Below are 20,282 nucleotides of genomic sequence, written 5' to 3'. Positions count from 1 at the left end.
GGACTTTATGGAAAATCTACACCAACAAGCGATCCCCATTGCATTAGTTGAGGCTGATAGTACCCGCTTGAGTGCAGAAGAACAGCACGGGATTGATGCGCTGATCTCTCATTCTCCTCAGCTTGCCGGAATAACTATCGATGCCCTAAAACTGATACAAGCTGAGCGAGGCTGGGTAAGCGATGCAAGCTTACATGCCCTGTCTCTTTATACCAACATTCCAGTGGCTGATCTCGATAGTGTTGCCACCTTCTACAATCTCATCTTTCGTCAGCCTGTTGGTACAGTCGTGCTCCACCCCTGTGATGGAATTAGCTGCGACTTAATGGGAGCTGAACACATTCGTCAGTGTCTTAGTCAACAACTGAACATCAATACGGGCGAAACAACACCGGATAATCACTTCACTCTTATTCCGCTACCTTGTTTGGGTGCCTGCGATAAAGCGCCGGTCATGATAGCCAATAAACAGCTATTTGAAAATATGACTGAAAAAGAGATACCAGAGTTAATTAAGGCATTAGGCGAGGTGAGTAAATGAGTCAAACCTTCCCTCACAATCCCTTAACTCGTTTCATCACCTCAGATGAAACGAGTTGGTGCCTTGAACAGTACCAAGCCCATGGTGGCTACCAAGGTTTTCGTAAGTCTTTGGATATGAGTCAAGACCAACTACTCGATACCCTCAAAGAGTCCAACCTTAGAGGCCGAGGCGGCGCAGGTTTCCCTACAGGCCTTAAGTGGAGCTTCGTTCCAAGAGGAAATAATGCTCCCTCACCTCGCTACCTCATTGTTAATGCTGATGAGATGGAGCCTGGTGTCTTTAAAGATCGCATGCTGTTGGAAAAAACCCCGCATCAGATCATTGAGGGTTTGCTTGTCGGTGCACAAACCTTAGGAGCCTCTATCGGATATATCTTTCTACGTGGTGACTACTACTTAGCCGAGGAGCGATTAACTCAAGCACTAAATGAATGTCGTGCTGCCAATCTTTTAGGTCAAAATATCTTAGGGTCGGAATTAAATTTCGATATTCATCTTCATACTAGCGCTGGCCGCTATATCTGCGGCGAAGAGACTGCATTAATCAATTCGATGGAGGGTAAACGCGCCACTCCAAGGGCTAAACCCCCTTTTCCCCAAGTAGCAGGCTTATGGGGTAAACCCACCATAGTCAACAATGTCGAGACCTTCTGTAACCTGCCACACATTATCAACTTTGGTCCTCAATGGTTTAAAGAACTGGGGCTTGAGGAAGATGCGGGCACTAAAATTTTTGGCGTCAGTGGCAGAGTCAACAATCCTGGATTGTGGGAGCTACCAATGGGAACCCCTATCAGAGAAATTATTGAGCAACATGCTGGCGGAATGTGTGATGGCTACTCGCTTAAGGGCTTTCTCCCCGGTGGTGGATCCACTGACTTTTTAGTGACAGAGCATTTAGATGTTCCGATGGATTACGACGCCATTGGCAAACAAGGCAGTCGAATGGGCACTGGCACTATTATCATATTGGATGATAAATACTGCCCTGTATCTATGGTACTGAACCTGATTAAGTTTTTTGCTCAAGAGTCTTGTGGGTGGTGTACACCTTGCCGTGATGGCTTGCCTTGGGCGCAAGTATTGCTAGAAAAAATTGAATCTGGTGAAGGTGAACTCGAAGATATAACCCAACTCGAGGAACTTTGTCGCTTTGCCGCCCCTGGTAACACATTTTGCGCCCTAGCCCCTGGCGCTGTTGAACCTTTACAGAGCGCGCTTAACTATTTCAAGAAGGATTTTGAATCTCATATTACTCAAGCTTGCTGTCCTTTCCATGTTCAACAAGACCTGAAACTCGACCTCGGTCATTCGCACTCTATGAATAAAGATGGAGGTGAAAGCCATGAGCAAGTCTGATACTAACAGCACCAATGTTGAAAGTGTAGCAACCATCTCCCTCACCATAGATAACCAAGTCTATGGTGTAGAGAAAGGACAAAACTTACTCCAAGCCTGCTTATCTTTAGGTTTAGATCTGCCTTACTTCTGTTGGCATCCGTCCATGGGATCTGTTGGCTCTTGCAGACAATGCGCTGTCACTCAATATCAAAATAGCGAAGATACCCGAGGTCGTTTGGTCATGTCATGCATGGCCACCGTAAGCGAAGGCATGATTATTTCTCTTCAAGATGATAAATCACAACAGTTCAGAAAAACCAATATTGCTGCCATCATGACTAATCACCCCCACGACTGTCCGGTGTGTGAAGAGGGAGGAAACTGCCACCTACAAGATATGACCTTGATGAGCAAGCATATAACCCGCCGATACCCAGGCAAGAAACGCACCCATCTCAACCAATTTTTAGGGCCTTTGCTCAATCATGAGATGAATCGCTGCATCGGCTGCTACCGTTGTGTTCGTTTTTACCGTGATTATTGTGGCGGTAACGATCTCAATGTGTTTGGCTCTAAAAGCCACCTCTATTTTGGGCGAGCTGAATCTGGCATACTTGAAAGCCCCTTCTCCGGTAATCTTGCCGAAGTTTGTCCCACAGGCGTATTTACTGATAAGCCTTTTTCACATCATTACAGCCGTAAATGGGATCTACAGACCGCACCAGTCGTCTGCCCACACTGCAGTTTAGGCTGCAACCTCACGCTAGGTGAACGCAGTGAGAGTATTAGAAGAGTTACCAATCGCCATCACGATGCCATTAATGGCCATTTTTTATGTAATACAGGCCTGTTTGGATATGAGCATGTCAATCACAATGAACGCCTTGAATGGCCACTTAAGCGCAATAATGAGCATAAAAGCACTGACGTTCTCACCCAAGAACAGACTCAAGCGCTCCTTGCTGAATATTGCCACAATCCAAAAGAAAATTGTATTGCGGTAGGATCAGTGCGTACTCACATTGAAAACAATGGCGCGCTACTAAAACTGGTAGGCGAAACGCAATTCTATCTTGGTATCAATGATAGTCACGCTCAGCTGTTAGATCTCTTGTGTAAAACCTACAGTGAAACCTCGTTGACCCCTATGTCGTTAACAGAGATTGAAACCTGTGATGCCACGCTTATCATCAATGAAGATATCACTCACACCGCGCCAAGACTCGCCTTAAGCGTACGGCAAATGAGTCGTAATGCCGGACTAAAAAAAGCGGCTAATCTAGGGGTTCAACATTGGCAAGATGGCGCCGTTCGCAATATAGCCCAAACAACATTGTCGCCGTTGCATATCATTGAGAGTCAAGCCTGTGAACTGACCCCCATCGCAACCCAAAGTATTATCTTGCATCCCGCTGAGCAAATACGACTACTCGAAGAGGTCGCATTTTTATTAGATGATCGTCTATTCAATACCTCGCAAGATCAAAATAGATCAGAGATGTCGGCTTCTAACGAGGCAAGAAATATCGTCGACGACTTGCTAAGCGCCCAGCGGCCATTGGTGTTAACCGGCATTCAAAGTCGAGATATACACTTATTGTCTTTGAGTATTAAGATAGCCAACTCGCTGAAACAGCTAAACCAAAACGCAGGGTTTTATGCTGCGACTCAAGCAGGAAATGATCTTCATCTCGGACTTTTATCAAGTAATAATTCTAGTAACGACTCAAGTGATAACTCCTATGATGACACCAATGGCCGCGGCCCCCAAGGACTTGATTCCCTTATCAAACGGCTTAATTCTGCCCCTGTTGAGACTTTAATCGTGTTAGAGACCGATCTCTATCGTTATCTAGACAATACCCAACTCGACAACGCTTTAAATAACGTCAAACAGATCATCGTTATCGACCAACTACTCACAAAAACAGCGAGCATGGCAGACCTTATTCTTCCAGCTACTTCATTTGCCGAATCATATGGCTGTGATTTAAGTTCCGAAGGAAGATTGCAGTTTTCATTCGCGACCATGCCCCAAATCAAGGGGAGATTGTCCCCATGGCAATGGTTGTCGACACTAGTAGGACTGCCAAGCTATGGCGAACTAGTACGTTGGATAGCAGCTAAGTCTGCTCCACTTAAGGTCATCGAAGCGTTTGCTGAGTTGACAAGGTTTAATGAATTATCTCCCTTCAAAATAGCCAGACAAACAGTAAGAGACAGCGGTAGAACCGCAATCCATGCTGTTGATGATGTTAAAGAGAGCCAACCCATTATCGATTTACTGGCCCCTATTAATAACTCCATGGAAGGCGTTGCCGGATTTCGTCAAACGCTAGTGCAACCTATTTCAGTACTGCCAGCCAATCAATGGTCACCTAAATGGAACTCAGATCAAGGAGGAGGTCATGGAAGAGAGCAAGGTTACGAAGAGGCTAATTCCCTATTGTCTATTTGGAATAAAGGCATCAAGATTTTTTCAACAGCAACCCCACTAGAAATAGCAGATCCGTCTTCTCAATCAACAAACTCCCTCTCTTCCCTGAAGGAAAGTGAAAACGCTAGACTAGGTCCCATGGCTAATCTCTATGCTGATTTTGAACTGGCTCAATACTCCGCAGCTCTAGTTTCATTGGCTCCTAAAAAACAGGCCAACATCCACCCTGATACTGCAGCAAAGTGGCAATTAGCGGAAGGAGATATCATAAGCCTGTTTAAAGAGAGCACCCAAATTGGACTCGAATGCATATTTAACTCAAGCCAAGCCAAAGAGTTGATATTGATTCCGACAGAGTATTTCACTCGACTGGGGGATAGTGCTAAATGGACTCGACTCTCTACACCTGAACTTACCTCTGAACTTAAACAAGAGCTTGCACCAGCATCTCCACTTGACTCCTTACAAGAACTATCACAAGAGCCATTACAGCGCCCCTCGCATGAGGAGGAAACATGATTGAGTTAACCTCTCTTTTAACCCCATTGGCAGTGTTGATTGTTTTACTGCTTGCCGCCGCCTGGTCAACTTGGCTCGAGCGACGTTTACTGGGCATCTGGCAAGACAGATTAGGCCCTAACCGAGTCGGCCCGTTTGGCCTGTTTCAGGTTATTGCCGATATGATAAAGATTTTCACCAAAGAGGATTGGATCCCACCGTTTGCAGATAAAGCGCTGTTTGTTATCGCACCAATGATCTTGATGATCATGACCTTACTTGGTTTCGCTATTATCCCCTTTTCCCCAGATATTCAGATCGCTGAATTTGATAACGCCTTGCTATTTATCTTGGCAATTAGCTCCTTGTCTGTGTATAGCATCATGTTGGCTGGATTTTCATCTAACAGTAAATATTCACTCTTAGGTGCGCTGCGAACCACAGCTCAAATGCTTTCCTACGAGGTGTTTATGGGACTGTCTTTAATGGGAGTTGTAGTAATAGCTGGCAGTTTCAGTCTCAATGAGATCGTTCAGGCTCAAAGCCAATATTGGTTTATCCTCAGTCAACCTCTGGGATTTCTACTTTTTCTCTTTGCTGGTGTTGCCGAAAGTCACCGTGCCCCATTCGATCTTCCTGAAGCAGAGACCGAAATTGTTGCAGGGTTTCATACCGAATATGCCAGCATGAAATTTGGTATGTTTTTCATTGGAGAATACCTAGGGGTGATCTTCATCTCTGCCTTAATCACCACCCTCTATTTCGGTGGTTGGCAAGGCCCCTTGCTGCCGCCAATTGTCTGGTTCACACTCAAAACCATTTTTTTTGTGATGTTTTTTATTCTACTTCGCGCCGCGATACCAAGGCCTAGATACGATCAACTGATGAGCTTTGGCTGGTCCATTTTACTGCCACTGGCACTATTAAACCTGCTGCTTACCGCAGTATGGAAATTAACCATAGGCTTTTAAGAGGAGCGTGACATGTTAAGTCAAATAAGAACGCTAATCACAATCCTAAAGCACACATTCACCCGTGCCGACACGGTCGAGTATCCGGAGCAAAAACCTTATCTGTCGCCTCGTTACCGTGGTCGAATAGTCTTGACCCGCGATCCAGATGGTGAAGAGCGCTGTGTCGCCTGCAATCTTTGCTCTGTGGCCTGCCCTGTCGATTGTATATCAGTGGTTAAAACAGAGAAACCAGACGGGCGCTGGGAAGCTGAAAGTTTCACCGTCAATTTTTCTCGCTGCATCATGTGTGGGTTTTGTGAGGAAGCCTGTCCGACTCACGCCATTCAGCTAACCCCAGATGTAGAGATGGCCGAATATGACAGACAAAACCTAGTCTATGAAAAGGAGCATCTGCTTATCTCCGGTCCAGGTAAGTATCATGACTACAACTTTTACAAAGTGAGTGGCAAAGCCATCAAAGGCAAAGGCAAAGGAGAAGCTGAAAATGAATTGCCTCCCATTAATGTAAGGAGTTTATTGCCATGAAAATCAATAAGATCCCCCCTACACCGTTAAAGGGGCAGAATGATGATTGAAGTCATTTTTATTATTACTGCAATCATCTGCGTTATCGCAGCATTATTAACCGTCACGGCCCACAACGCAGTGCATGCCCTGCTTTATCTAGTGACGATGATGATCGCTATTGCGCTAATTTTCTTTCTATTTGGCTCTCCTTTTGCCGCAGCGCTGCAGATCATTGTCTATGCCGGAGCCGTAATGGTGCTGTTTGTGTTTGTCACCATGATGCTACATCAAGGCGAGAAAAGTATCCTTGATGAGAAAGCTCTCTTTAATCTAAAAAGTGCTAAAGGCCCACTATTACTGGCCACGATACTGATCATTGAGCTACTGGTGATTAGTGTGCAACCGCTAGAAGCCAACGCTGCACTTGTACCTCTCAGCCCTATTAACAATGAAGTCTTTAGCAGCGGAGCTGAGCAGCATTCAACTCAGGGCGACAACACTTCACAGCTCAACTCAGTCAAATCACTCGCCATACAACTCTATGGTCCCTATCGTTTATTGGTCCTTATTGCCGCAATGCTTTTGCTCTCTGCATTAATTGGAGCCATACACATTGCGCGAAAAAGACCAAAGTCAGAAGACGAAACTCCTAGGCCAGAAAGGCCACTACTAGCAAGTAAACAGCAGGAGGAAAACCCATGATAGAAACTCTATGGGTACTAATACTGAGTTTTTCACTGTTCGCCATCGGGGTATTTGGTCTAATAAGCAGAAGAAACCTACTCTTTATCTTACTTTCACTGGAGATCATGCTTAATGGCATAATCTTACTGTTTGTTGCAGCATCCAACTTGCATGGCAATAACGATGGTCAGATCATGTACCTGCTGGTTCTGACTTTAGCTGCATCAGAAGTCGCCGTAGGCCTTGCTTTGGTCATGCAAATTTACAGGCAGCAACAGAATCTCGATGTTGATACACTGACTAAGTTGCGGGGCTAATATGAAGATATTGCTTGGCTTAATTCCTCTTTTTCCCTTGATTAGCGCCTGCCTACTGATCTTCTGGCAGCCTAAACTTGTTATAACCCAAATCATCGCCGTAGGCTCAGTAAGTCTAGCAGCATTATTGGCATTGACTCTAAACATTCAATTTTGGGATCAGACTCAATTTATACTTCAGGTATCGCTTGGACAATGGTTTACTATAGATAACTTGTCCTTAGATTTTAACCTGTATCTCGACCCTTTATCTTTAATTATGGTCACGATTATTACCTGTGTTGGTGCGCTGATCCACCTCTACTCGGCCAGCTACATGAAAGATGATGCCGATGTGTGTCGTTTTTTCGCCTACCTTAATCTCTTTGTCTCGGCCATGTTATTTCTGGTCCTCGCCGATAATCTGATCTTGCTCTACTTAGGGTGGGAAGGCGTGGGTTTATGCAGTTATTTACTGATCGGTTTTTGGTATCGTGAACAGAAAAACAGTCAAGCCGCTAATAAGGCATTTATCATCACGCGTATCGGTGATACCGCCATGCTTATCGGCATTATTTTGCTCTTCTACCAATTCGACACCTTAAATATCCAGCAGATACAGCAACAATCACAGCAACTACTGCAAACTGTAGGGCTTTCGACTAGGGATTCAACAACGAGTATTATCAGCTTATGCTGTTTACTTCTATTTGCTGGCGCTGCAGGTAAATCGGCACAGGTGCCTCTGCAATCCTGGCTTCCCGATGCCATGGCAGGTCCGACTCCCGTGAGTGCCTTGATCCATGCAGCTACTATGGTCACCGCAGGAATCTACCTGATAGCAAGAAATATGGAACTGTTCCAACTCGCTCCCGATGTATTACATCTTATCGCCATTATCGGCGTTATCACCTTGATTTTAGGGGCGAGCTCAGCGCTGGCTCAGTCTGATCTGAAACGAATACTCGCCTACTCTACCATTAGCCAATTAGGCTATATGTTTCTAGCCCTTGGCGTTGGCTCTGCCTCTGCTGCTGTATTTCATCTGATGACCCATGCTTTCTTTAAGGCACTGTTATTTCTTAGCGCCGGAGCACTTATTTATTGTATGCATCATGAGCAAAATATTTTTAAAATGGGAGGATTAAGAAAATCTCAGCCACTGTTGGCCCTCTCATTCGGTATCGGCTGCGCTGCATTAGCATCACTTCCCATGACGTCTGGCTTTTTCAGTAAAGAACTTATTCTTGAACAAACACTGCTTGCTCATCAGCCTTTACTTTGGTGGGGCGGTATCATTGGCGCATTTTTTACCGCCCTTTACAGTGCCAAACTATTTTTTATCATCTTTTTTGGCAAACTAAACCAACCAAGTACTCATAACACGCCAACAATTATGGCAAGCGTACTTATTATCTTAATGCTATTGTCACTTGTAGGCGGTATACAACCTCAAGGTGTATTTACCCACTTTTCTACTGTCGTTCTATCGGTATCACAGGAACATACTCTTAGTTTATTTCAGCATTGGTTGCCAATCCTCTTACCTATATTCACTGTTATCTTAGCCTGGTTTCTGTTTATTAAGGGCGTATTTACACCAAGCTCTCCACCCAGCCAATCCTCATCCAGCTTTAGGCAAGAGTTACATAGTTTTTTATTATCTGGTTGGGATTTCGATAGACTGTACTATTTTATATTTATCAAACCGTTTAAATTCGTCACTGAATATAATCGAAGGGATATTATCGATCTGGCCTATCGTCAGCTTGAAACGTTCAGTTCATTACTCTACAGACAGCTCAATCGTTTTCAAACCGGGCAACTTAGATACTATAGTGCAAGTCTGGTGATATTTTGCGTGTTAGCCATCGTTTGGGGGTTAATACAATGATGCTATTTACTTTGATCTTACTGCCGCTTATTGGTGGCGTTATCGCATGTTGGAGTCAGCGAGTACATCAAGATGCGCCCAAATGGGTAACCTGTCTGTGTTTACTCCTGTCATTAGCCTTTCTAACTTCGCTTAAGTTCGGCACCAATATAGATGCATCCAATCTCTGGCTTGTCGATGAGACACTTGCTTGGATCCCCAGACTCAATATCAGTGCCCACCTTGCCATGGATGGGCTCAGCTTCGTGTTGATCCTATTAACGCTCTTAATGGGATTAGTGGGCTTGTCCTCAGCGTGGAACGAAATAAGCCAACACACAGGTTTCTTTTATGGTAATTATCTGTGGACATTAGCAGGCATTATTGGTGTGTTTTTAGCCATGGATCTGCTGCTTTTCTTCGTCTTTTGGGAAGTTATGTTAGTGCCCATGTATTTTCTTATTGCTATATGGGGCAATGAAAACCGTCGCTACGCCGCCTTAAAATTCTTCCTTTTTACCCAAACTGGTGGCTTATTGATGCTCTTAAGTATTATCGCTCTGGCCGTTATACATTATCAGCAAACTCAAATTCTTAGCTTTGATTATCAAATATTGGTTCAATCACCCATTGAATCTGAATTTGCCAAGTGGATCTGTCTGGGATTCATTATTGCTTTTATTGTCAAACTCCCCGCTTTCCCCTTCCATAGCTGGTTGCCCGATGCGCACACACAAGCACCAACACCTGCCAGTATCATACTGGCTGCGGTATTGCTCAAAACCGGTGGTTATGGATTACTCAGATTTGTATTACCTTTGTTCCCCGATGCCAGTCAATTTTGGTCGCCTCTGATGATGGGACTTGCCGGAGTGAGTATCATCTATGGCGCCATGATGGCTTTTTCACAAACGGATCTTAAACGACTGGTGGCTTATTCAAGTGTGAGTCATATGGGCTTTGTGCTTTTAGGTTGTTTTAGTCTTAACTTTTATGCCCTACAAGGTGCTGTCATGCAGATGTTGGCACACGGGATCAGCACGGCGGCCCTTTTTATGTTGGTGGGGTTAATCCAACATAAATTTCACACTCGAGATCTTAATCAAGTAAGAGGACTCTGGAACACCTTGCCTAAGCTATCAGCCATGGGATTGTTTTTTGGTGTCGCCTCTTTAGGCATGCCTGGACTTGGAAATTTTATCGCTGAGTTATTGGTGCTTATCGGCACCTTTAAACAAGCGCCAATGTTTGCTTTAGTGGCAACGTCAGGGCTGATATTAGCCGCAGTTTATTCCCTACGCATGATCCAAAAAAGTTTCTTTGGCGTGAGCGTAAACTCGGATGAAAACATAAAGACTGAAACAGAAAACTCAAACAAACTTGATAGTCAAACGGCACATCCCCCTAAGCAGGTCATCACAGATCTGAATACCAAAGAGAAAATCACCTTAATGTTGATGTGTTTAGCTCTGATACTAATGGGACTTCACCCTCAGCCTATTTTTAACTTAGTTAATGGTTCATTAATGGAGATAGCCTTACTCTTTCAAACACCATTTCAAGCTCCACTCCAACCAGAGATCCAACTATTAGAGGTGCAGCTATGAGCCTTCATTATCTCCCAGCAATGATCATCTCTGTCGCCATATTGGTCTTGTTGTTGGCGATCGCTCTTAAACGGTCCCACAACTTAGCATTTATCATTACTGGGCTAGGACTAATCGGCGCTTGTTTTAGTCAATGCTTACTCTTAAATGAACCAAATTCGTCAGACGAACTTTTTGTATTTTCTCCTGTTAGCGGCCTACTCAGTTTATTACTGCTGAGCATCCTCATCTTTCTCTGGTTACAAATGTATGCTTGGCTTGAGAAACAAACGGGACACAAGGAGGAGTTTTACTTACTCTTTCTACTTACTAGCTTAGGCGCACTAGGGATGATAGTCAGCGAGCATTTTGCCAGTTTCTTTTTAACCTTAGAGCTAATGAGCCTATCCTTTGTCGGATTAATCGCTTACTCACAAGATAAACCCGTAGGCCAAGAGGCTGGAATAAAATATTTAGTTCTATCAGCCGTTGCCTCAGCCTTTTTACTCATGGGGATCGCCATCATCTATCTGCAAACAGGCAGTCTTACATTTGAACATATTACAACTGAAGTCAGCTCTGCTGACTCTATGCCTTTATTAACCACCACCGGTATTATCTTTATTCTTATCGGACTCTTTTTCAAACTCTCTATGGTGCCATGCCACCTATGGGTTGCTGATATTTTCCAAGGCGCCCCTCTTGCTTCAACCGCCCTATTATCAACCGTCTCTAAACTGGCTTCATTTGTTGTGCTTTGGAAGATGTTTAACTTAGGTGGCTGGCAACATAATCAAATTATCCTCGAGATCATCGGTTTAGTGGCTGTGACTTCGATGCTCATAGGGAACTTACTCGCTCTATTGCAGAACAATATTCTTCGCATAATGGCATTTTCATCAATCTCACATTTCGGATATCTGTTGATTTTACTGCTGCTGTTTAATCACAATGCTGACCTGCTTGAAAATGCAAAATTTCCACTCGAAGCACTTGTTTTCTATTTGTGTGCTTATCTCATTACATTAACCGGCACCTTCTCTGTTTTGATGCAATTGGAGGGAAAAACCACCCTTGAACAGTTAAGCGGGCTCTTTTGGATCCGACCACTGCATGCTGCAAGCCTGAGCATTTTGATGCTTTCACTGGCGGGGATCCCGCTGACTGTTGGTTTTATGGGGAAGTTTTATCTGGTGACCGCAACCATTTCTCATCAAATTCTGTGGCCGCTACCCTTTTTGGTCATCGCCAGCGTAGTTGGGCTATTTTTCTATCTCAGGATAATTATGGTGATGTTGTCATCAATAAACCAAGCAGAAAAACGCCAGACATCAACCACGGGAGAACAGGCTAGTCTCTGGTTTATTATCGCCGTCGTTATGGGATTAGGTACCTTCCCTGCACTCTTTGCCGAGGTCATCAGGCACACAGTCCATTAGCATTTTACAAGTGTTCAGACCCCATAGTTAAAAATATGGGGTCCCTTTGAATAATTCATACTTTTATTAAGCATGATCATGATACTGTCCCTCCATAATGAGAAATAACACCCGGAATATCTATGGCTTTTTATCAATCCCCAAAGAAAATAAGCGCATTTAACGCTAAGTTTGAAGCACAAAAAATCGCATTTGCTCCCATCAGTTTTCAAGTCGCCCGTTGTTTACTTAAATTTGGCATCTTAGCGCAAATTGAGACTTCTGCAGAGCAAGGTTGCTCCCTCGCCGACATAAAAGAAAAAACCGGATTATCAGAGTATGCCATTAGTGTTCTTATCGATATGGGTCTTAGTATGGGCTTACTCTGGCAAAATGAAGATAAATATCTGCTCGATAAAATCGGTCACTTTCTCGTTGTAGATGATATGGCTAAGGTCAACCTTAACTTTGTTCATGATGTTTGTTACCAAGGCATGTTTGAGCTTGAATCCTCTTTGCTTGAGGGTAAACCAAAGGGACTTAGGATCTTTGGGGATTGGGACACCATCTACCCAACCTTGAGTGAGTTGCCTGCTCAGGTAAAGCAAAGTTGGTTTGAATTTGATCATTACTATTCAGATCATGCATTTGGCCAACTGCTGCCACTTATTTTTCAGGCCAAGCCAAAGCATATCGTCGACGTAGGTGGTAATACAGGCAAGTGGGCACTTGCTTGCACTGCTTATGATCCAAGTGTCAATATCACCATTATGGACTTGCCCGGTCAGCTTAATGTCGCCCTCGCCAATGCCAAAGAGAAAGGCGTAGCCGACAGAGTCGCTGGCTTTCAATGTGATCTGCTAGACGCGTCGCAGGATTTCTGTCAAAACGGCGATCTCTATTGGATGAGCCAATTTCTCGATTGCTTCTCAAAAGATCAAATTTTAAGTATTTTAACTCGCACAGCTCAAAGCATGACAGCCAACAGTGAACTCTGTATCTTAGAAACCTACTGGGACAGACAACCCTTTGAAGCAGGCGCATATTGCGTTAATGCCACCTCTATTTATTTTACCGCCATGGCAAATGGTGACAGCCGCATGTACCACTCAAAAGAGATGTTATCTCTTATATCTCAAGCGGGTCTCTATGTGGATGAAGATATTGATGAGATAGGCTTAGGCCACACCTTACTCCGATGTAAACGTAAACCAGTAGCCTAAGACCAGCAAGATTTAATCAAACCATAACCATAGATTAAATTAAACTTAATCTATGGTTAACTAAACTCAAATATTCTTACTTACCATACTCTTTTATTATTTAGTCATAGACTATTTACTAGGAGAATAGAGATGAAATCTTCATTCAAAAAAATCTCACATCACGCATCTCAATTACCAAGCCCTATGGCAGGACTCGCACTCGCCATTGCTAGTTTAGGCTGGGCATGGGAAAACATGTCATCTAGTATTGATGGACGTGCTCAAAGCATATGCGCGGTGATCGCAGCACTTATGTTAGCTTCATTAGTGATTAAGTTTGTGTTTCATCCTACTATTTTAAAGCAGGAGCTGTCACATCCTGTTGTTGGTAGCGTTATTCCAACTTTCGCCATGGGATTAATGGTGGTCTCTAATGCACTGGGACATTACTTTCCCACTGAAGGACTCATTTTATGGCTTACGGCTATTGCTATTCATATTGTGTTCTTAGCCATGTTTGCTTACTTTAGAGCAATAGATTTCAAGCTTGAACACATGGTACCAAGCTGGTTTGTCCCGCCCATTGGTATCATAGTGGCTGCAGTGAGTTTTCCAGGCGAACAATACCAATGGTTAGCAAATGCAACACTTAATTTCGGTATGATCTGTTATCTCATCATGCTGCCTGTGATGTTATATCGTTTGATATTTTGTGCGCCTATCCCTGACGCAGCAAAACCAACAATAGCAATTATGGCCGCACCGGCTAGTTTATCTTTGGCAGGATATTTAACCGTGAGTAGCCAGCCTTCGCTCATTATTGTGGCGTTATTACTCAGTATTGCGGTATTGATGACCAGTGTTATCTACTTAGCTTTCTTTCACTTACTAAGACTTCCATTTTCACCAGGGTATGCGGCCTTTACTTTTCCTATGGTAATAGGTGCAACAGCATTGTTTAAAGCAGCCCATTGGCTTAGTCAATCCTACGGTGAGAGTTCATTTACAGATTCAATTGTTTATGCAGCACAAGGGGAATTATTTATATCAACTGCAGTGGTGATTTATGTGACTTATCGTTATCTCTCACACTACAAGCCAAGAGCTATTAACGCGTAAATAAATTCCTCATCTAGAAATGTCAGTAACAATGAGCTACTGGCATTTCTATTTTAAATTAACTTGCTAATTGATTAATTGGCTAGCTAAATCCCATATAGTGAGCACCAACCACTACAAGGCTCGACACAACAAATAATACCAACATAAATCGCCAGATAAACCTGAGCCAGTCTCCCCAGTCCACGCGACACACACCTAATGTTGCCATTAACGAAGCCGATGTTGGCACCAATACATTAGAAAATCCATCCCCTAACTGGAATGCCAATACCGCAACTTGTCTAGTGACACCAACAATATCGGCAAGAGGTGCCATTAATGGCATGGTCAACGCAGCTTGTCCCGATCCTGACGTCACAAAGAAATTAAATATTGTTTGGAAAACCAACATAAACCAAGCCGAAAGTGCATTCGGTAGCTGGCCAATGAAGTTCCCTGCACTGTTAAGAATTGAGTTCAAGACGCTAGGCTCACTTGGTCCACCGCTGCCTAACAAGATAAGAATACCTGATGCACATCCGACTAAAATACAGGGCTCTAACATGTTAGCAGCCCCTTGCTTAAAACTAATCGCGATGTCGTTTACTGTCATAGCATTAAGTTTAAAGATGACACCTATGGTACCGATCACAATCCCCATGGTAAAAAATTGACTAGCAATTTCAGGGATAAACCAAGCTTGAGTCACTACGCCCCAGATAACCCAAATGATGGTTGCGATAATAGTCGTTAACACGAGAATATCGCCAAGATTAAAGCGGCTATCCAAGCTCGCTTTGCTCTGGTTTTCTCTAAAGTAAGCATCACTGTGATAACTAAAGGAGTACTCAGGCCTAAGTTTGACCTTATTAGCGTATCTTAGGGTAAAAATAAGCCCCATGAGGGTAAATCCCAACCAAAGTACCACACGCACACCAGCACCAGACAGTACCGGAATATCGGCAATGCCTTGGGCTATAGCAACACTAAAAGGATTCATCCAAGAGCTGGCAAACCCGATCTGAGTCGCCACATAGGTCACCATAACTGTGGTGATCCCGTCATAGCCGAGCCGTATCATTAATGGGCAGATGATAATTGCAAAGGCAATAGCCTCCTCCCCCATACCAAATACCGCACCACCGAGTGAAAATAGCACAAAGATAACGGGGATAAACAGCGATTCATTTCCTCGCGTTCTGTCAATCAGCTTTAATATGCCGTTATCTATGGTGCCCGTTGCCATCACCACACCAAATGAGCCTCCAATCACCAACATAAACATGATGACACCAATGGCGCTGCCCCATTTAGAACCTGAGACTAATCCTTCAAATGCGAAGTTAAAAAAACCAGCGCCGCCATTGCCTTCGAACAAACCTACTGGAGCCAATTGGGGCTCACCGTTATCGTCAAGATCATAACTAAACGAATTAGGATCGATCACACTGCGGCTTTTCTCTATACCATCAACAAGGTAGTTAACCTCTTGAGTTTGAAATGACCCCGTTGGCACAATATAGGTGAGTAGCGCGGCCGCGACTGCGACAAAAAAGATGAGGACTAAAGTATCTGGCATCTGCCAGGTTTTGGACTGAGTTGTAGGTGTTTCCGATGAGGGATTTGGTGGTGCATCTTGAGATAAAGAGGTTTGCGTGTTCATGCTTGGGCCATTCTAATTATTATATGGCAGCAAATATAAACTAATTATATTGAAGTTTACAGATTAGCATCCATGAAGTTAACCCTAACCATGAACGAGTTAAACAAAAATGAAACTCATTAATCAACAGCACAAAATATAACAGATGCAGAGTCAATGAGTTCCACGGCATTTACCCCTTAACCTTCAAACGCTTTTGACTCTGTCCGAGCACTAATCACGTGAGCTACAAGCATCACAAACAAAGACAAGGCTAAGGCCGGTGCGATAGGATGAATTTGCCAAACCAATGGTGCGTTCAACTGCAAAGCAAGGTAACTAAATAACCCTGACGCCATCGCAAGAAACGCACTATTACCATTAATATTCTTCCAAAAAACGCCCGCGATAATAGGCCATAAAAATACCGCCTGTAGAGCACCAAATGCAGCCAAATTGATCCAAACAATCATCAGGGGAGGCTTAATAGCCCAATAAGTGGCTACAGCCGTGATCAACAACATACTCATCCGGGTCAGTTTGACCTGTTGCAACGAATTTAAACTTGGGTATTTCTTCACTATCCCATCACGGACAAGGCTTACCGCCGATTGAAGTAACATTGAGTCAACCGACGACATCACTGCTGCGATAGGCGCTGCGAGTAAAACCCCCGCCCAAAATGGATTAAATAGGCCAACAATAAGTGTCGGCATAATCTCATCGGGGACACTCAAGTCAGGATAAAGCGCACGGCCTAAAACACCACACAGATGCGGTATCAAGGTCATCAAAAAACAAATTATAGTCCCCCATATCATGCCACGTTTAAGAGAATGAGTATCTTTAACCGCAAGCAAGCGCACTAAAGTATGGGGTAAGCCCATGGTACCAAAACAGATGAGTATCCAAAACGACAAAATCATTGGCCAGCCGAGGTACTCATTAACCCCATGAGGGCTGAGCATCTCGGGAGAGTAGTCATTCACCTTTGCCATCAGTTCGGGCAAGGTTCCCTGAGATAAAATCGCGCCAAACAGCAGGATTAAACCCGCCAACATTACCACTCCCTGTAAGACGTCGGTCAAGACAACCGCCCTAAAGCCACCGGTCAAGGTATAGGCTAGAACGGTGACTACAAATAGTCCTAAACCTATCTCGTAGCTGATCCCGCTCACTCCTGAAAATAAGCGGGCACCACCAATAAACTGTACCGCTATCATGGCAATAAAACCCATGACTAAACTCACCATGGCCAATCGACTCAACCAAGGATGTTGAAACCGACTGTCGAGCCACTCGATTAAGGTCGCGTGCTGTTTTTCGCGCAATGCTAAAAATTTCGGACCTAAAACGCCTAAGGCTAATACGGCAACAGGCACTTGTATAAGGGCTAACCATACCCAGCCAAGTCCCATTTTATAAGCCGCACCAGGTCCTCCAATAAAAGAACTAGCGCTGGTATAAGTCGCAACTAGAGTCAACGCCAACATGGGGCCATTGAGAAATGAACCTCCAATAAAAAATCGCTTGGCTTTATCTTGATGAAGAGAATCTGTATCTGATGTGCGACGGCTCCACCAGCGGGTGATGACAAGGCTGAGCATTAAATAGATAAGCACAGGAATTAAGTTAGTCATGCCCCCTTCCCACAAAAATGACAAGAGATAGGATTAATACCAATGGCGCCAAAATGCAGGAGAACCAAAACCAAACTGGTACCCCTTGCCAAACCCAAGTCTTGTCGATAAATAGAGGCCCTGCACACCATAAGATAAAGTAACTTAAGGTCAGCATAAGTGCAGTTTTAGACAGTGAGGACATAAAAGTAATGTGGGAAGTAAAATCAGATAGCGGATTTTATACCTAAACTCAGTGCACAGGCTAGAGCTAATCCTCGTAATTAACCCCAGCTGATAAGCACTTTCCCCATCTTTGTGTTCAGTTGAGAAGCAAATCACCGATAGTTATCGTTAATATCAAAAAAATGCCATTAAATTCTTCGAAACACACGGCTCAAATTTCCACTTTGGCCACCTTATCTATACAATTGCGGACTTGATCTCAGTAATCACATTTTTTAACACCTTGGTGTCACAAAAATGATCAGTTTTCCCCATTTGTTATAGAGGCAGTAATGAATCACACCTACATTCCAGGTAAAGACGAAGCACTCGAAGTATCCATCGCCACCATGCAACAAAGACTCGTTGATCTGGGCTTTGATATAGAGGAAGCCTCATGGCTGAATCCAGTACCTTATGTTTGGTCTGTGCACATCCGTGACCGTAACTGCCCAGCCTGCTTTACCAATGGTAAAGGCGCGAGTCGTGATGCTGCACTAGCAAGCGCACTGGGTGAATACTTCGAGCGTTTAGCCTGTAATTACTTCTTTGCCGATTTCCATTTAGGTGACAAAGTGGCCAACAGTGACTTTGTTCATTACCCTAACGAAAAATGGTTCCCAATTTCTGACAACACACGTCCAGAAGGACTAATGAACCAAGCTTTATGGGATCACTACGATCCTGAAGGCGAAGTGACCCTAGAAGGTCTCGTTGATATTCAGTCTGGTAATCCAGAGCGCGGCGTATGTAGCTTACCTTTTACACGTCAATCTGACAGTCAGCTAACCTATATTCCGATGAACATCGTTGGTAACATGTTTGTCAGCAACGGCATGGCCGCGGGTAACAGCCAGACAGAAGCTCGTACACAAGCTCTTTCTGAATGTTTCGAGCGTTACATTAAGAACCGCATCATTGCCGAAGCGATATCTCTGCCAGAAATTCCAGCCGACGTCGTGAATCGTTTCCCGAAAGTCGTTGCGGCGATCGATGAGCTCGAAAAACAGGGGTTCCCGATCACCTGCTTTGACGCGTCATTAGGGGGAGATTTCCCGGTTATCTGTGTCACACTTTTCAATCCAGAAAATGGTGGATGTTTCGCTTCTTTCGGGGCACATCCAAGGTTTGAAATCGCCTTAGAGCGTACCGTTACAGAACTTCTTCAGGGCCGTAGCCTGAAAGATCTCGACATATTCCCTAGCCCATCATTTGATAATGACGAAGTAGCAGAACATACCAATCTTGAAACTCACTTTATCGACTCTTCAGGGCTTATCTCGTGGGATATGTTTAAAGAAAATGCTGACTTCCCATTTGTGGACTGGAACTTCACTGGCACAACCGAAGAGGAGTACGCTCAGCTTTTAGGTCAATTCCATAAACTCGGCGCCGAAGTTTACATTGCAGATTACGCTCACCTCGGCACTTATGCTTGTCGTGTGCTTGTTCCTGGTTACTCGGAAATTTACCCAGTTTATGAACTAACTTGGGTCAATAATAACCGAGGTATGGCATTGCGCGCCATGATCCAGCAATGGTTAAACGACAGCAGCGATGTTGAGCTGACACAGACGATTTTAGACACAGTCGATCAACTTGATCTCGATGAGTTCCAGCCATTGGATCAGCTATTAGGTTTGGGCGTCGATGCCAACACACCTTGGGCAACTCTTAGAATGGGTGAGTTTAAATGTCTGCTCAATTTAGCCCTTAATGACCTTGAATCTGCCTACGAATGGGCGCAATGGACCACCGACTTTAATGCCGGTGGGATCAGTCCTGCTCAACAGAAACGTCTGCGTTTCTACCATGCAATGATGGCCATCATTAATATTGAGCTAGACGGTAAAGATCTTGAGCAGTATGAAACTAAACTCAAGCGCATGTTTACCGAAGTCGACTATAACGAAGCAAAACTGCACGTGTTAAATGAAGCGCAAGGCTATGATCTTAAATCAGTGAAGCAAATACTCAGCTTTAAGAAGCACCAAAGCCTACTTGTTGCCTATGACAAGTTACAAAGAGCCAAAGCTAAGTACACCAAATGGGATGTTTAACCTTACTCATTATTGAGTATTGATGTTTTAAATGACATTAGAGCGCGAGCAGTACGCGCTCTTTTTATTTCTGTCTAAAAAAAGTAACTTATAAATATTTCTGACTCAAAAAACGTAAAGCAAACTAAAAAATTGTTATATCTACCTAAAAAGGGTGAGTCCCCTCTAACTTCTGTTACGCCAACATCAACTCTGCTTGTTATGCTCATATACACACATTAAAATCAAAAACACACAGCTATCAATTATATTGATAGTTTCAATTGTTATTAT

Annotated in this window: 15 protein-coding genes; 13 read left to right on the top strand and 2 right to left on the bottom strand. The window is 43.8% G+C overall.

Annotated elements, in window-relative coordinates; genetic code table 11:
* Positions 1-7: 7 nt before the first annotated feature.
* The 12 genes from nuoE (at position 8) to HWQ47_RS10655 (ending at position 14,481) form a co-directional block, all read left to right on the top strand.
* The gene (gene nuoE / locus HWQ47_RS10710) at positions 8-541 is read left to right on the top strand and encodes an NADH-quinone oxidoreductase subunit NuoE (RefSeq protein WP_269971105.1); all 534 of its coding nucleotides are present in this window, start codon (positions 8-10) and stop codon (positions 539-541) included.
* Entirely contained in the window at positions 538-1,902 is a 1,365-nt protein-coding gene (gene nuoF / locus HWQ47_RS10705) for an NADH-quinone oxidoreductase subunit NuoF (RefSeq protein WP_269971104.1), read from the top strand. Before nuoE ends, nuoF begins: the two co-directional genes overlap by 4 nt.
* Entirely contained in the window at positions 1,889-4,840 is a 2,952-nt protein-coding gene (gene nuoG, locus HWQ47_RS10700; protein ID WP_269971103.1) for an NADH-quinone oxidoreductase subunit NuoG, read from the top strand. The genes nuoF and nuoG overlap by 14 nt, the downstream gene beginning before the upstream one ends.
* Positions 4,837-5,790: an NADH-quinone oxidoreductase subunit NuoH gene (nuoH, locus tag HWQ47_RS10695; protein WP_269971102.1), complete on the top strand. Its 954-nt coding sequence runs from the start codon at positions 4,837-4,839 to the stop codon at positions 5,788-5,790. Before nuoG ends, nuoH begins: the two co-directional genes overlap by 4 nt.
* A gap of 12 nt (positions 5,791-5,802) precedes the next feature.
* Entirely contained in the window at positions 5,803-6,318 is a 516-nt protein-coding gene (nuoI, locus tag HWQ47_RS10690; protein ID WP_269971101.1) for an NADH-quinone oxidoreductase subunit NuoI, read from the top strand.
* 39 nt (positions 6,319-6,357) lie between these two features.
* On the top strand, positions 6,358-7,002 hold the full coding sequence (locus tag HWQ47_RS10685) for an NADH-quinone oxidoreductase subunit J (protein ID WP_269971100.1): 645 nt from the start codon (positions 6,358-6,360) through the stop codon (positions 7,000-7,002).
* Positions 6,999-7,301, top strand: a complete 303-nt coding sequence (gene nuoK / locus HWQ47_RS10680) for an NADH-quinone oxidoreductase subunit NuoK (protein ID WP_269971099.1) — start codon at positions 6,999-7,001, stop codon at positions 7,299-7,301. The genes HWQ47_RS10685 and nuoK overlap by 4 nt, the downstream gene beginning before the upstream one ends.
* Position 7,302: 1 nt before the next feature.
* Positions 7,303-9,174: an NADH-quinone oxidoreductase subunit L gene (gene nuoL, locus HWQ47_RS10675; protein ID WP_269971098.1), complete on the top strand. Its 1,872-nt coding sequence runs from the start codon at positions 7,303-7,305 to the stop codon at positions 9,172-9,174.
* Positions 9,171-10,760: a complex I subunit 4 family protein gene (locus HWQ47_RS10670; RefSeq protein WP_269971097.1), complete on the top strand. Its 1,590-nt coding sequence runs from the start codon at positions 9,171-9,173 to the stop codon at positions 10,758-10,760. The genes nuoL and HWQ47_RS10670 overlap by 4 nt, the downstream gene beginning before the upstream one ends.
* Entirely contained in the window at positions 10,757-12,178 is a 1,422-nt protein-coding gene (locus HWQ47_RS10665) for an NADH-quinone oxidoreductase subunit N (RefSeq protein ID WP_269971096.1), read from the top strand. The genes HWQ47_RS10670 and HWQ47_RS10665 overlap by 4 nt, the downstream gene beginning before the upstream one ends.
* 122 nt (positions 12,179-12,300) lie before the next feature.
* On the top strand, positions 12,301-13,380 hold the full coding sequence (locus HWQ47_RS10660; protein ID WP_269971095.1) for a methyltransferase: 1,080 nt from the start codon (positions 12,301-12,303) through the stop codon (positions 13,378-13,380).
* A gap of 132 nt (positions 13,381-13,512) precedes the next feature.
* Entirely contained in the window at positions 13,513-14,481 is a 969-nt protein-coding gene (locus HWQ47_RS10655) for a TDT family transporter (RefSeq protein WP_269971094.1), read from the top strand.
* Between the two features lie 82 nt (positions 14,482-14,563).
* Here the strand turns inward: HWQ47_RS10655 and yfcC are convergent, their stop codons facing one another.
* Positions 14,564-16,042 carry a putative basic amino acid antiporter YfcC gene (yfcC, locus tag HWQ47_RS10650; RefSeq protein ID WP_269971722.1) on the bottom strand — a complete coding sequence of 493 codons (1,479 nt, stop codon included), beginning with the start codon at positions 16,040-16,042 and terminating at the stop codon, positions 14,564-14,566.
* Positions 16,043-16,305: 263 nt separating this feature from the next.
* Positions 16,306-17,745: a sodium/pantothenate symporter gene (gene panF / locus HWQ47_RS10645; RefSeq protein ID WP_269971093.1), complete on the bottom strand. Its 1,440-nt coding sequence runs from the start codon at positions 17,743-17,745 to the stop codon at positions 16,306-16,308.
* 497 nt (positions 17,746-18,242) lie between these two features.
* Here panF and ycaO point away from each other — a divergent pair, with 497 nt between their 5' ends.
* Positions 18,243-20,009, top strand: a complete 1,767-nt coding sequence (gene ycaO, locus HWQ47_RS10640; RefSeq protein WP_269971092.1) for a 30S ribosomal protein S12 methylthiotransferase accessory factor YcaO — start codon at positions 18,243-18,245, stop codon at positions 20,007-20,009.
* Positions 20,010-20,282 lie beyond the last annotated feature (273 nt).

The sequence above is a fragment of the Shewanella sp. MTB7 genome (assembly GCF_027571385.1).
GTDB lineage: Bacteria > Pseudomonadota > Gammaproteobacteria > Enterobacterales > Shewanellaceae > Shewanella.
This window is presented reverse-complemented; position numbering and strand designations above follow the sequence as displayed.

Excerpts from the sequence above, each read along its gene's own strand:
- nuoE (WP_269971105.1), top strand. The coding sequence starts at position 8 with ATGGAAAATCTACACCAACAAGCGATCCCCATTGCATTAGTTGAGGCT.
- nuoF (WP_269971104.1), top strand. The coding sequence starts at position 538 with ATGAGTCAAACCTTCCCTCACAATCCCTTAACTCGTTTCATCACCTCA.
- nuoG (WP_269971103.1), top strand. The coding sequence starts at position 1,889 with ATGAGCAAGTCTGATACTAACAGCACCAATGTTGAAAGTGTAGCAACC.
- nuoH (WP_269971102.1), top strand. The coding sequence starts at position 4,837 with ATGATTGAGTTAACCTCTCTTTTAACCCCATTGGCAGTGTTGATTGTT.
- nuoI (WP_269971101.1), top strand. The coding sequence starts at position 5,803 with ATGTTAAGTCAAATAAGAACGCTAATCACAATCCTAAAGCACACATTC.
- HWQ47_RS10685 (WP_269971100.1), top strand. The coding sequence starts at position 6,358 with ATGATGATTGAAGTCATTTTTATTATTACTGCAATCATCTGCGTTATC.
- nuoK (WP_269971099.1), top strand. The coding sequence starts at position 6,999 with ATGATAGAAACTCTATGGGTACTAATACTGAGTTTTTCACTGTTCGCC.
- nuoL (WP_269971098.1), top strand. The coding sequence starts at position 7,303 with ATGAAGATATTGCTTGGCTTAATTCCTCTTTTTCCCTTGATTAGCGCC.
- HWQ47_RS10670 (WP_269971097.1), top strand. The coding sequence starts at position 9,171 with ATGATGCTATTTACTTTGATCTTACTGCCGCTTATTGGTGGCGTTATC.
- HWQ47_RS10665 (WP_269971096.1), top strand. The coding sequence starts at position 10,757 with ATGAGCCTTCATTATCTCCCAGCAATGATCATCTCTGTCGCCATATTG.
- HWQ47_RS10660 (WP_269971095.1), top strand. The coding sequence starts at position 12,301 with ATGGCTTTTTATCAATCCCCAAAGAAAATAAGCGCATTTAACGCTAAG.
- HWQ47_RS10655 (WP_269971094.1), top strand. The coding sequence starts at position 13,513 with ATGAAATCTTCATTCAAAAAAATCTCACATCACGCATCTCAATTACCA.
- yfcC (WP_269971722.1), bottom strand. The coding sequence starts at position 16,042 with ATGCCAGATACTTTAGTCCTCATCTTTTTTGTCGCAGTCGCGGCCGCG.
- panF (WP_269971093.1), bottom strand. The coding sequence starts at position 17,745 with ATGACTAACTTAATTCCTGTGCTTATCTATTTAATGCTCAGCCTTGTC.
- ycaO (WP_269971092.1), top strand. The coding sequence starts at position 18,243 with ATGAATCACACCTACATTCCAGGTAAAGACGAAGCACTCGAAGTATCC.